Source organism: Streptomyces sp. NPDC012769, assembly GCF_042901205.1.
Lineage (GTDB): Bacteria > Actinomycetota > Actinomycetes > Streptomycetales > Streptomycetaceae > Streptomyces.
This window is the reverse complement of the sequence record NZ_JBIBCP010000002.1, coordinates 1299377-1311905: the sequence shown is the minus strand read 5'-3', so window position 1 is coordinate 1311905 and position 12529 is coordinate 1299377. Positions and strand designations below refer to the sequence as shown.

The window sequence follows — 12529 nt, the reverse complement described above, 5'->3', positions numbered from 1 at the left end:
GTGCATTGTCAGCGAAGTGGACTCGAGGGAAGGAAGACCCGATGAGCACCCGGTATCCGTTCACCGCCGTCGTCGGCATGGACGACCTGCGGCTGGCGTTGCTGCTGAACGCCGTCAGCCCGGCGGTGGGCGGCGTCCTCGTCCGGGGCGAGAAGGGCACGGCGAAGTCCACGGCCGTCCGCGCGCTCGCGGAGCTGCTGCCGGAGGTCGCCGTGGCCGCGGACTGCCGGTTCAGCTGTGATCCGGCCGCGCCGGACCCGGGCTGTCCGGACGGACCGCACCGCGACGGCGCCCGGCAGGCCCGGCCCGCGCGGATGGTCGAGCTGCCCGTCGGCGCGTCCGAGGACCGGCTCGTCGGGGCGCTGGACATCGAGAAGGCACTGGCGGAGGGCGTGAAGGCCTTCGAGCCGGGGCTCCTTGCCGCCGCGCACCGGGGGATCCTGTACGTCGACGAGGTCAACCTGCTCCACGACCACCTCATCGACCTGCTGCTCGACGCCGCCGCCATGGGCTCCTCCTACGTGGAGCGCGAGGGCGTCTCCGTACGGCACGCGGCCCGTTTCCTGCTGGTCGGCACGATGAACCCGGAGGAGGGCGAGCTGCGGCCGCAGCTGCTCGACCGGTTCGGGCTGACCGTGGAAGTGGCGGCCTCGCGTGAGCCCGAGCAGCGGGTGGAGGTCGTGCGGCGGCGGCTCGCGTTCGAGGACGACCCGGCCGCTTTCGCCGCGCGCTGGGCGGGCGAGGAGGCCGCGCTGCGCGAACGCATCGTCACGGCTCGGGCGTTGCTGCCGCAGGTGGTCCTCGGGGACGCCGCGCTGCTCCAGATCGCCGCGACCTGCGCCGCGTTCGAGGTCGACGGCATGCGCGCCGACATCGTGATGGCCCGGACCGCGACGGCGCTCGCCGCGTGGGCGGGGCGCACGGAGGTCACCTCGGAGGACGTGCGCCAGGCGGCCCTGCTGGCCCTCCCCCATCGGCGGCGCCGCAACCCCTTCGACGCGCCGGGCCTCGACGAGGACAAACTCGACGAGACCCTGGAGCAGTTCAAGGGCGAGGAGCCGGACGAGGACCCGGAGCCGGACGGCCCCGGGGACGGCGGGCCCGGTGGCGGCGGCGGTGGCGGGATCCCGCCGCAGGGCGAGGGGCCGGCCCCCGAGAGCGACGGCGCGGCGCCCGAGGAGGCCCCGGCACCGGCCCCGCGGGGCGGCGGCTCCGGAGCCGGTGAGCGCGCCGCGGTGAAGGCCGGTGAGCCGTTCCGTACGAAGATGCTGAGCGTGCCCGGTCTCGGCGAGGGTGCCGCCGGGCGCCGCTCCCGGGCCAGGACCGCGCACGGCAGGACGACCGGCGCCACCCGGCCCCGGGGCGCGCTGACGAAGCTGCACCTGGCAGCGACGGTCCAGGCCGCCGCCCCGCACCAGAAGGCGCGCGGCCGCAGCGGCCGGGGACTCGTGGTGCGCCGGGACGATCTGCGGCAGGCGACCCGGGAGGGCCGGGAGGGCAACCTGGTCCTGTTCGTGGTGGACGCTTCGGGTTCGATGGCGGCGCGGCAGCGGATGAGCGCGGTCAAGGGCGCGGTGCTGTCGCTGCTGCTTGACGCCTACCAGCGGCGCGACAAGGTCGGTCTGGTGACCTTCCGTGGCCGGGACGCCGAGGTCGCGCTGCCGCCGACCTCGTCCGTGGACGCCGCCGCCGCGCGGCTCGAGCAGCTGCCGACGGGCGGGCGCACCCCGCTGTCGGCGGGGCTGCTGAAGGCCCATGACGTGCTGCGGGTGGAGCGCCTTCGGGACCCCTCGCGGCGTCCGCTGCTGGTGGTGGTGACCGACGGCCGGGCGACCGGGGGCGGCGCGGACCCGGTGGCGCTCGCCGCCCGTGCCGCGCGGCTGCACGCCGCCGACGGCACGGCCGCGGTGGTGGTGGACTGCGAGACCGGGCCGGTGCGGCTGGGTCTCGCCGGGAACCTCGCCCGTGATCTGGGCGGGACCGCCGTGACGCTGGACGAGCTGCGCGCCGACTCGATCGCCGGGCTCGTCAGGAACGTACAAGGCAACAGCTCTACGAGGAGGGCCGCATAGTGCCGCAGGGACAGCCGACCGTCGTTCCGGACGACGGACTGACCACCCGTCAGCGTCGTAACCGCGCGCTGGTGATGGTGCACACGGGCGTCGGGAAGGGGAAGTCGACCGCCGCCTTCGGCATGGCGCTGCGCGCCTGGAACCAGGGCTGGCCGATCGGGGTGTTCCAGTTCGTCAAGTCCGCCAAGTGGCGGGTCGGCGAGGAGAACGCGCTCAAGGCGCTGGGCGAGACGGGCAAGGGCGGCACGGTCGTCTGGAACAAGATGGGCGAGGGCTGGTCCTGGATCCAGCGCGAGGTCGCCGAGGGCGAGCAGTCGCACGAGGACAAGGCGCGCGAGGGCTGGGAGCAGGTCAAGCGGGATCTCGCCGAGGAGCGGTACAAGTTCTACGTCCTCGACGAGTTCGCGTATCTGCTGCACTGGGGCTGGATCGACACCGCCGAGGTGGTGGAGGTGCTGCGGAACCGTCCGGGGCAGCAGCACGTGGTCATCACCGGCCGCAACGCCCCGCAGGAGCTCATGGACTTCGCGGACCTGGTGACCGACATGTCGAAGGTGAAGCACCCGATGGACGCGGGTCAGAAGGGCCAGCGGGGCATCGAGTGGTAGCACGTCTCGTCATCGCCGCGCCGTCGTCCGGCGCGGGAAAGACCACGGTCGCGACCGGTCTGATGGCCGCGTTCGCCGGCCGTGGTCTGGCGGTCTCCCCGCACAAGGTGGGTCCGGACTACATCGATCCGGGCTACCACGCGCTCGCGACCGGGCGCCCGGGCCGCAACCTCGACGCGTACATGTGCGGTACGGAGCTGGTCGCGCCGCTCTTCGCGCACGGTGCGCGGGGCTGCGACCTGGCGGTCGTCGAGGGCGTGATGGGCCTGTACGACGGGGCGGCGGGCCAGGGCGAACTGGCGTCGACCGCGCAGGTGGCGAAGCTGCTGCGGGCGCCGGTGGTGCTCGTGGTGGACGCCTCGTCGCAGTCGCGCTCGGTGGCGGCGCTCGTGCACGGCTTCGCCTCGTGGGACCCCGGGGTGCGGCTCGGCGGGGTGATCCTCAACAAGGTCGCCACCGACCGGCACGAGGCGCTGCTGCGGGAGGCGCTCGAGGAGTCGGGCGTTCCGGTGCTCGGTGTGCTGCGGCGGGCGCCGGCGGTGGCGACTCCGTCGCGGCACCTGGGTCTGGTCCCGGTGGCGGAGCGGCAGGCGGCGGCGGTCGAGGCGGTGGCCGCTCAGGCCGAGCAGGTGCGGCGGGGCTGCGACCTGGACGCGCTGCTGGCGCTGGCGCGGTCGGCGCCGGAGCTGGGCTGCGCGCCGTGGTCGGCTGAGGAGGTCGCGGTGCGGGTGCCGGCCGGCGGGGCCCCGCCCCGTATTGCCGTCGCCGGCGGGGCGGCGTTCACCTTCTCGTACGCCGAGCACGCGGAGCTGCTGACGGCGGCGGGCGCGGAGGTCGTCACCTTCGATCCGCTGCGGGACGAAGTCCTTCCGGAAGGGACGAAGGGGCTGGTCGTCGGCGGCGGTTTTCCGGAGGTGTACGGGGAGGAGCTGTCCGCCAACGAGCCGCTGCGGAAGGCCGTGGCGGAGCTCGCCGCGTCGGGTGCGCCCGTCGCGGCGGAGTGCGCGGGCCTGCTGTATCTGGCGCGGTCGCTGGACGGGCGGCCGATGTGCGGGGTGCTGGACGCCGACGCGCGGATGTCGTCGCGCCTCACGCTCGGCTACCGGGACGCGGTCGCCGTGAACGACAGCGTGCTGGCGGCCTCGGGGACGCGGATGCGGGGGCACGAGTTCCACCGGACGGTGATCGAGCCGGGCGCGGGTGAGCGGGCGGCCTGGGGGCTGCGGCAGCCGGAGCGCCGCGTGGAGGGCTTCGTGCGGGGCGGGGTGCACGCCAGTTACGTGCACACGCACTGGGCGGGCGCTCCGCAGGCCGCCGTGCGGTTCGTGGAGCACTGCGCGTGACGTCAGTGTCCGGACAGGCCCACCACGAGCCAGATGAAGGCCACGCCCGCCACCGTGCACAGCAGGGTGGTGCGGGCGGGGTGTTCGTGGTGGGCCTCGGGGAGGATCTCGGCGGCCGCGAGGTAGAGCAGGGCGCCGCCGAAGAAGCCGAGATAGCAGCCGAGCAGTTCCTCCGGAAGGGTGAACAGCAGGGTGGAGGCGGCGCCGGCGATCGGGGCGAGGGCGTCGGCGACGAGCATGGCGACGGCCCTGCGGCGGGCGTTCCCGTACAGGCTGGTGATCGTGTACGTGTTGAAGCCGTCGGCGAAGTCGTGGGTGATGACGGCGACGGCGACGGTGGCGCCCATGCCGCCGCCGACCTGGAAGGCGGCGCCGAGGGCGATGCCGTCCATGAGGCTGTGCAGCACCATGGCCGCGGCGGCGGTGAGTCCGACCTGCGGCACCCTGTCTCCGGCCTCCGCCCCGTGCGCGGCCTGGCGGACGGCGAGCAGGCGTTCCACCACGTGGGCGAAGAGGAAGCCGCCGGCGAAGAGCAGCAGGGCCTCGGGGACGCCGAAGACCGGGGTGGCCGCGGCCTCCAGGGCCTCGGGCAGCAGGTCGAGTCCGACGACGCCGAGCATGAGGCCGCCGGCGAGGCCGAGGACGAGGTGGCGGCGGTCGGTGACGCGCTGGGCCGTCCAGCCTCCGAACAGCGTCATGAGGAACGCGCCGAGCGCGACGACTACAGCCATGGGCCTTTGCTATCGGATGGCGGCGCCCGCGCGCACCTCGGCTCGGCGGTGGTGGCCGGAGTCGGCGCCCGGTCGGGCGTCACGGCGGAGGAGGTGCTCGGTCTGATCGGGGCGGTCCTGCGGGAGGCCGGGCTGAGCGGCGGGGACGTGGTGGCGCTGGCGACGCTGGACGCGCGGGCGGCGGAGCCGGGGATCGTGGCGGCGGCGGCACGGCTCGGGGTTCCGGTGCGGGCGTTCGTGAGTGAGGAGCTCGCGGAGGTGGCCGTACCGCATCCGTCGGCGGCCGCGCGGGCGGCGACGGGCACGGGGTCGGTGGCGGAGGCGGCGGCGCTGCGCGGGGCGGGGCCGGGGTCGGTGCTGGTGGTGCCGAAGCGGAAGACCCGGCGCGTGACCTGCGCGATCGCCCGTTCCGTACCGCTTTGTACGAACGAAGTTGCGCACACCACACGGTTGTTGCCCTCGACCCACGGGTACATCGCTGGCAAGCTCACCTCTCCCCCCACGTGCACCATCCCCATCCCCACCCCCCACACGACGGCGGCCATGGACACCCCAACTTCTGCTGACGCGCACGATCTGAGACACCACGGCGACGCCGAGGTGCGGGACGAGAAGCTGATCGACCTCGCGGTCAATGTGCGGACGAACACGCCGCCGGAGTGGCTGCGGGCGCGGATCGCCGATTCGCTGACCGGTCTGGCGGCCTATCCGGACGGCCGGGTGGCGCGGGCGGCGGTCGCCGAGCGGCATGATCTGCCGGCCCGGCGGGTGCTGCTCACGGCCGGTGCGGCGGAGGCGTTCGTGCTGCTCGCGCGGGCGCTGCCGGTGCGGCGGCCGGTCGTGGTGCATCCGCAGTTCACCGAGCCGGAGGCCGCGCTGCGGGACGCCGGTCACGAGGTGGAGCGGGTGCTGCTGCGGGAGGAGGACGGTTTCCGGCTGGATCCCTCGGCGGTGCCGGAGGACGCGGATCTGGTGGTGATCGGCAATCCGACCAACCCGACGTCCGTGCTGCATCCGGCGGCCGCGATCGCGTCGCTGGCCCGTCCGGGGCGGACGCTGGTGGTCGACGAGGCGTTCATGGACGCGGTGCCGGGCGAGCGGGAGTCCCTGGCCTCGCGGACGGACGTGCCGGGTCTGGTGGTGCTGCGCAGCCTGACGAAGACCTGGGGTCTGGCCGGGCTGCGGATCGGCTATGTGCTGGCCGAACCGGAGACGATCGAGGCGCTGGAGCGCGTACAGCCGCTGTGGCCGGTGTCGACGCCGGCGCTGGTGGCGGCGGAGGCGTGCATGTCGCGGGCGGCGCTCGCGGAGGCGGAGGACGCGGCGCACCGGATCGGGGTGGAGCGGGCGCATCTGCTCGCGGGGCTCGCGGAGTTCGACGAGGTGCGGGCGGTCGCGGCGGCGGAGGGTCCGTTCGTCCTCGTCCGCATCGAGGGCGCGGACGCGGTACGGGACCGGTTGCGGGCGCTCGGGTTCGCGGCCCGGCGCGGTGACACCTTCCCCGGGCTCGACCGGAACTGGCTGCGGCTCGCGGTGCGGGACCGGGTGACGACGAACCGGTTCCTGCAGGCCCTGGACCAGGCGCTGTTGCTGCTGGGCTGAGCGGAGCGGGACGCGTGGGGGTGGCGCCCGGCCGGCGCCACCCCCTTCGTCCCCTTCCGCTCCCCCTCGGGCCGGTCAGCCGCGGGCGCGCGCCCGGCCGCGGGCCAGGACGAGCGCGCCGCCGCCCACACCGAGGAGCAGGACCGCGCCGCCGACCAGGTACGGGGTCATGGAGCTGCCGCCGGTCTCGGCGAGGTTCTGGGTGGGGGTGGTGCCGCCGTTCTGGGTCTGCACGTCGGTGTCGCGGCTGGGCTCGGCGGAGGGCTCCCTGGTGGGCTGCTCGCTGGGCCGCTGCGAGGGCCGCTCGGTCGGCCGGGTGCCGGCCGGGGTGACGCAGGTGGCCTCGGCGAGGGTGACCTTGCCCTTGACCTCGGCGACGTTGAGCTGGAGCGGGTTGACCTCCACCGTCAGTTCGAGGGCGGTCGCGGCGGCGGTGCGGGAGGTGGTGGAGGTACGGGAGAGGTCGAGGACGACCTCGCCGACACCGGGCACGCTCACCTTGGTCCGTCCGCCGGTCGACAGGGTGGTCTTCTTGCCGAGGACGGTGACGTGACCGAGGAGGTTGGACGCGGCGACCGGCCGCTTGCCGGCCTCGCAGACGGCCTTGGAGGTGACCTTCTCCAGCTCGACGAGGGACAGCAGCGGCAGCCCGGGGACGTGGAGGCGGGCCTTGACGAGGTTGACGTGGCCCTTGGCCGTGTTCCCCTCCACGGTCGCCTCGGCGGTGGCGACGTCCGCCTTCAGGATGTCCACGGGCTGTCCGCCCTCGGCCCCCTGCACCTTCACGCTGAGCGCGGTCTTCTCGGCGCTGGCCGGCGCCTCGACCTCGTTGAGGGAGGCGCGCAGCGGCACGCTCACGGCCTTGTTCAGGAGGTTGACGTCGAGCCCGGTGCGCAGGACGACGGCGGTGGCGCGGCCTTCGCCGCCCTGGCCTCCGCCGCCTCCGGCGCCGCCCGTGCCGCCCGTGGCGTGGGCGGCCGGGGCCGCGAGGACCAGGGGGCCGACGGCGAGCGCGGCGACGGTGGCCGCGGCGGCGGTGCGGCGTACGGGCAGGCGGAAGGTGTTGCTGTTCACGGTGGTGGAACCCCCACAGAAGACATGGCGTCGCCGGCCGCTCGCCACGGGGACTGTGGGTCACTGCGGCGCCGGCGACTCGAGACACCGGAATCTTTACGCACTGTGGGTGAACTGGCGGGCACCCGGCGTGAGTTCACTCCAAAGGGTGGTTTCCGCGTTCATATTCGAATCTTTCGGCACAAGCGTTCCCGGGCGCCCCGTGCGTCACGTGCGCGCGGCCGCGAGGGCGCTCACCAGGGAGGAGTGAGAACGATGTGCGCCGGACGGGGGTAACGGCCCGTCAACCCGCGGCTCGGTCCGCGGTGCGGTCGGTGGCGCGGCCGGCCGTGCGGTCCGCGGCACGCTCCCGCGTCGGACGCCAGTAGCCGAGCGCGTGCACCCGCTCCTTGGGGAGGGCGAGTTCCTTGCGGACGTATGCGGCCAGCGTGCGGGTGGTGGCGGTGTCGCAGGCGATCCAGACGTACGGGTCGGTCGCGGCGGCCACGAGCGGGGGCAGCTCCTGCCGGACCCGGGCGACCAGGGCCCCGCCGGCGTCCTCGCGCGGCACCCGGCGCACCTCGTGCAGGTCGCCGTCGAGGCGCAGCGGCAGCTGCTCGTCGGAGGCGTGGACGGTCTCGAACCAGAGGGTGGCGGGCGTGCCGGGGAAGGCGTCGAGCAGGGAGTTGATCGCGGGCAGCGAGGCGGCGTCGCCGATCACGAGGAGCCGGCCCGGCGCCGGGTCGGGCGCGGTGAAGCCGGTGCCCTGGAGGGTGGCCTCGATGGTGTCGCCGGGGGCGCAGGTGCGGGCCCAGCGGCTGGCGGCGCCGTCGTGGAGGGCGAACTCGAGGCCGAAGGTGCCGGTCTCGGGGTCCGGGTCGACGAGGGTGTAGGCCCGCTGGTGCGGTTTGCCGGCATGGTCGAACCAGAGGCGCACCCACATGGTGGGGTGGACGCCGGCGGCGGCGAGCAGTCCGCCGTCGGTGAGCCGCACCCGGCGGTAGTGCTCGGTGACCTGCTCGGCGCCGGTCACCGTGAACGTGAAGTCCCTGCCCCGGAACAGCTTGAGGACGACGCCCTCCCAGCCGTGGCCCGTACGACCCACCGTGATCTCCTCCCCCTGCGGTCCTGTAGATTAATTTAGGTCAGCCTAACCTAAGAACCGGCGAGTGGATCGGGGTCGTACGCAGTGAGCATCGAGGTCTTCCGGGACGCCTACGGCGTCCCGCATCTGCGCGCCGCCGACAGTCGCGAACTGGCTCGCGCCCAGGGCCTCGTGACCGCCCGGGACCGCGCCTGGCAGCTGGAGGTCGAGCGGCACCGGGCGCAGGGCACCACGGCCGCGTTCCTCGGTGCGGCGGAGACCGGCTGGGACACCTTCGCCCGGCAGGCCAGGCTGGCCGACACCGCGCGCCGCTGCCGGGACCGGCTCGACCCGGAGACGGCGGCATGGCTGCGGGCCTACGTGGACGGGGTCAACGAGGGCCTGGCGGACGGGGCCCGGCGGGCGCCCGAGTTCGCCGCGACCGGTCTGGAGCCGGGGCACTGGGAGCCGTGGACGCCGCTCGCGGTGTGGCTTTCCACCCACATCCTCTTCGCCGGCTTCCCCACCAAGCTGTGGCGGGACCGGGTCGCGCGGCGGCTCGGCGAGGAGTGGACCGAGCTGTTCGCCACGGACGGCCCCGGGACGGCCGGTTCCAACGGCTGGGTGGTCTCCGGCGCGCGGACGGCGAGCGGCGCGGCGATCGTGGCGGGCGACCCGCACCGCTTCATCGAGGCGCCCGGCGTCTACCAGCAGATCCGTCTCTCCTGCCCCGAGTACGACGTCATGGGCCTCGCCGTCCCCGGCGTGCCCGGCCTCGCCCACTTCGGCCACACCGGCCGGGTCGCCTGGGCCATCACCAACGCCATGGCCGACTACCAGGACCTCTACCACGAGCGCCTGCGCCGGCTGCCCGACGGCCGCGTCGAGGCCCTCGGCCCGGACGGCTGGGAGGCGGCCACCGCGCACACGGAGTCGGTCCACGTCCGGGACCTGTCCGAGCCGGTCGCGATCGAGGTCATCGAGACCGCCCGCGGCCCCGTGATCATCGGCGCGGACGGCGGCCCCACGACCGGCGCGGGCGCCCTGGGGACGGGCGATCCGGAGGAGGGCCCGGACGGCGAGGGCGCCGAGGGGCTCCAAGGCGGCGACGTGGACGGCGAGGGCGCCGAGTGGGAGGCCGTCAGCCTGCGCTATCCGCCGCGGGTCACCGGCGAGCTCGGCTTCTCCGTGCTGCCCGCGCTGCTGCGGGCGCGCCGCGTCGACGACGTGGACCGGGTGCTCGACCGGTGGGTCGAGCCGGTGAACGTCGTCCAGGCCGCCGATGTGGACGGTGGGCTGCTGCACCGGGTCGCCGGCTACGTGCCCGTACGGGACAGGGCGCACCAGCTGCGGGTCGTGCCCGCCTGGGAGGCGGGCCACGGGTGGGAGCCGGAGGCCCGGGCGATGCCCCGGGCCGAGGTGGACGGCTACGCCGTGATGGCCAACGCGCGCGGGCTCGCCGCGCCGCTGGGCGTCGAGTTCGCGCCACCGCACCGGGCCGAGCGGATCGCCGCGCTGCTCGACGGCTCCACGTCCTGGACGCCGGCCGCGACGGCGGCCGTCCACACCGACACCGACAACCCGTCCGCCCGCCGCCTCCTGGACGCGCTGCGGAAGACCGGGGACGACGGGCTGTCCCCCGCCGCCCTCTCGGTGCGCGACCGGCTGCTCGGCTGGGACCGGCGGATGGCGGCCGACAGCACCGACGCCGGCCTGTACGCGGCCGTGCGCGGCGCGGTCGTGCGGCGGATGGCCGGGCACGAGGCGTTCGCGGAGCTGCGTGAACCGGCCCCGTGTCCCGCGCTGTTCCAGCCCTGGCTCGCGCTCGGCCCACGGGTCGCGTTCGCCCTGGAGACGCTGCTCGTCTCGGGGCCGGTGCCGGCCGGGGACGTGGAGCGGATCGTCCGGGAGGCGCTGGAGGAGGTGGGAGCGGAGGTCGCGGCCGGCCGCATCCCGCCCGCGTGGGGCGTGACGCACCGGCTCGCGCCCTGGCAGGCGTTGCCGGACGAGGACGACGACCAGTGGCCGGGGCTCGGCGGCGACCACGACTGCGTGCTGTCCACCTCCAGCGTGCCCGGCTTCACCGACCGCAGCGCCCGCGCCTCGGCCGCCCGTTACGTCTGGGACCTGGCGGACCGCGACCGGAGCCTGTGGGTCGTGCCGTTCGGCGCCTCCGGGGTGGCCGGCGACCCGCACCACCGCGATCAGCTCCCCCTGTGGCTGCGGGGCGAACTCGCCCCCGTCACCACCGACTGGAACCACCTCACCAAGGAAACCGCATGAGCAGAACCGAGCACGTCCAGACCGTCGAGGGCTTCGGCACCGTCCGGATCGACCGCGTCGACCCCGAGCGGGACGCCCCACTCCTGCACGCCTGGGTGAACGAGGAGCGCGGCCGCTTCTGGGGCATGGCCGGCACCACCGTCGAGCAGGTGCGGGAGATCTACGCGCACCTCGACTCGCTCACCACCCACCACGGCTTCCTGGTGCACCGCGACGACGTGCCGGTCGCGCTCTTCCAGACGTACGACCCCGAGGCCGACCGGGTCTCCGAGTGCTACGAGGTGCGGCCCGGGGACATCGGCGTGCACCTGTTCGTCGGGCCGTCGGTGGCGCCGGAGCGGGGCTTCACCGAGGGGCTGCTGACGGCCCTGATCGACTTCGCGCTGACCGGCCGGACCCGGATCGTGGGCGAGCCGGACGCCGCCAACGAGAAGGCGATCGCCCGGCTGGTGCGGGCCGGCTTCGAGCTGGGCCCGGAGGTCGTGCTGCCGGAGGTGGACCTGCCGGAGGTCTTCATCCCGGAGAAGAGGGCGCGCCTCGCCTTCTTCTCCCGTTCCGAGAGGCTCACCAAGGCCGGTGACTAGCCGATCACCCTGCCGTTGACGATGACGCGGCGGGGGGCCGCGAGGACCCGGACGTCCGCGCGCGGGTCCTCGCCGTAGACGACGAGGTCGGCCGGGGCGCCCTCCTCCAGGGCGGGGCGGCCCAGCCAGGAGCGGGCGCGCCAGGTGGTGGCGGAGAGGGCGTCCAGGGCCGGGATGCCGGCCTTGGTGAGCTCCTCCACCTCGGCGGCGACCAGGCCGTGCGCGAGGGAGCCGCCCGCGTCGGTGCCGACGAAGACCGGGATGCCCGCGTCCCAGGCGGCGCGGACCGTGTCGTAACGGCGGGCGTGCAGTCGGCGCATGTGGGCCGACCAGCGCGGGAACTTCTCCTCCCCGCCGTCCGCGAGGTGCGGGAAGGTCGCGATGTTGACCAAGGTGGGCACGATGGCGACCCCGCGCTCGGCGAAGAGCGGGATGGTGTCCTCGGTGAGGCCGGTGGCGTGCTCGACGCAGTCGATGCCGGCCTCGACCAGGTCGCGCAGCGAGTCCTCGGCGAAGCAGTGCGCGGTGACCCGGGCGCCGAGCCGGTGGGCCTCGGCGATGGCCGCCTCGACCTCGGCGCGGGGCCAGGACGGGGCCAGGTCGCCCAGGTCGCGGTCGATCCAGTCGCCGACGAGCTTGACCCAGCCGTCGCCGCGCCGTGCCTCGCGGCCGACGTGGGCGACGAGCTCGTCGGGCTCGATCTCGTGGGCGTAGTTGCGGATGTAGCGGCGGGTGCGGGCGATGTGCCGGCCGGCCCGGATGATCTTCGGCAGGTCGTCGCGGTCGTCGATCCAGCGGGTGTCGGAGGGCGAGCCGGCGTCGCGGATGAGCAGGGTGCCGGCGTCCCGGTCGGTGAGCGCCTGCTTCTCGGCGGTGACCTCGTCGACGGGGCCGTGCCTGTCGAGGCCGACGTGGCAGTGGGCGTCGACCAGGCCGGGCAGCGCCCAGCCCTCGACGGTCAGGGTCTCCCCGGCGGGCGCGGCCGGCCTCTCGAACGTGATCCGCCCGTCGACGCACCACAGTTCGTCCCGTACGTCCTCCGGGCCGACGAGCACCCGCCCCTTCACATGCAGCACCGCGTCATCGCTCATACCCGCACTCTACGAGGGTGCCCCGTTACGCTGGCCGGGAGTTCCACCCGTACCTCTGTATGCGATTCGAAGAAGGCA

10 protein-coding genes are annotated in these 12529 nt (G+C 74.7%); 6 read left to right on the top strand and 4 right to left on the bottom strand.

Annotated elements, in window-relative coordinates; genetic code table 11:
* Window positions 1–41: 41 nt before the first annotated feature.
* The 3 genes from ACFY7C_RS15000 to ACFY7C_RS14990 are packed head-to-tail and all read left to right on the top strand — an operon-like array spanning window position 42 to window position 4023.
* The gene (locus ACFY7C_RS15000) at window positions 42–2072 is read left to right on the top strand and encodes a putative cobaltochelatase (RefSeq protein WP_389649230.1); all 2031 of its coding nucleotides are present in this window, start codon (window positions 42–44) and stop codon (window positions 2070–2072) included.
* The gene (cobO, locus tag ACFY7C_RS14995; RefSeq protein WP_356691609.1) at window positions 2072–2680 is read left to right on the top strand and encodes a cob(I)yrinic acid a,c-diamide adenosyltransferase; all 609 of its coding nucleotides are present in this window, start codon (window positions 2072–2074) and stop codon (window positions 2678–2680) included. The genes ACFY7C_RS15000 and cobO overlap by 1 nt, the downstream gene beginning before the upstream one ends.
* A complete protein-coding gene (locus tag ACFY7C_RS14990; RefSeq protein ID WP_389649227.1) occupies window positions 2674–4023 on the top strand; it encodes a cobyrinate a,c-diamide synthase in 1350 nt (449 codons plus the stop codon). The genes cobO and ACFY7C_RS14990 overlap by 7 nt, the downstream gene beginning before the upstream one ends.
* Before the next feature lie 2 nt (window positions 4024–4025).
* On the opposite strand, the gene ACFY7C_RS14985 is transcribed toward ACFY7C_RS14990, so the two are convergent.
* The gene (locus ACFY7C_RS14985; RefSeq protein ID WP_389649224.1) at window positions 4026–4754 is read right to left on the bottom strand and encodes a ZIP family metal transporter; all 729 of its coding nucleotides are present in this window, start codon (window positions 4752–4754) and stop codon (window positions 4026–4028) included.
* A 6-nt stretch (window positions 4755–4760) separates the two neighbouring features.
* On the opposite strand from ACFY7C_RS14985, the gene cobC reads away from it, so the two are divergent.
* Window positions 4761–6356 carry an Rv2231c family pyridoxal phosphate-dependent protein CobC gene (cobC, locus tag ACFY7C_RS14980; protein ID WP_389649221.1) on the top strand — a complete coding sequence of 532 codons (1596 nt, stop codon included), beginning with the start codon at window positions 4761–4763 and terminating at the stop codon, window positions 6354–6356.
* Between the two features lie 75 nt (window positions 6357–6431).
* On the opposite strand, the gene ACFY7C_RS14975 is transcribed toward cobC, so the two are convergent.
* Together ACFY7C_RS14975 and ACFY7C_RS14970 are read right to left on the bottom strand one after the other, a co-directional pair.
* The gene (locus ACFY7C_RS14975) at window positions 6432–7430 is read right to left on the bottom strand and encodes an SCO1860 family LAETG-anchored protein (protein ID WP_389649218.1); all 999 of its coding nucleotides are present in this window, start codon (window positions 7428–7430) and stop codon (window positions 6432–6434) included.
* Between the two features lie 283 nt (window positions 7431–7713).
* A complete protein-coding gene (locus ACFY7C_RS14970; RefSeq protein ID WP_389649215.1) occupies window positions 7714–8514 on the bottom strand; it encodes a siderophore-interacting protein in 801 nt (266 codons plus the stop codon).
* Window positions 8515–8598: 84 nt separating this feature from the next.
* Between ACFY7C_RS14970 and ACFY7C_RS14965 the strand changes: the two genes are divergently transcribed.
* Entirely contained in the window at window positions 8599–10776 is a 2178-nt protein-coding gene (locus ACFY7C_RS14965) for a penicillin acylase family protein (protein WP_389649212.1), read from the top strand.
* Entirely contained in the window at window positions 10773–11360 is a 588-nt protein-coding gene (locus ACFY7C_RS14960) for a GNAT family N-acetyltransferase (protein ID WP_389649209.1), read from the top strand. Before ACFY7C_RS14965 ends, ACFY7C_RS14960 begins: the two co-directional genes overlap by 4 nt.
* On the opposite strand, the gene ACFY7C_RS14955 is transcribed toward ACFY7C_RS14960, so the two are convergent.
* Window positions 11357–12451 (bottom strand): amidohydrolase family protein, encoded by a 1095-nt coding sequence (locus tag ACFY7C_RS14955; protein WP_389649206.1) that lies wholly within the window; start codon window positions 12449–12451, stop codon window positions 11357–11359. The genes ACFY7C_RS14960 and ACFY7C_RS14955 overlap by 4 nt on opposite strands.
* Between the last annotated feature and the right edge of the window lie 78 nt (window positions 12452–12529).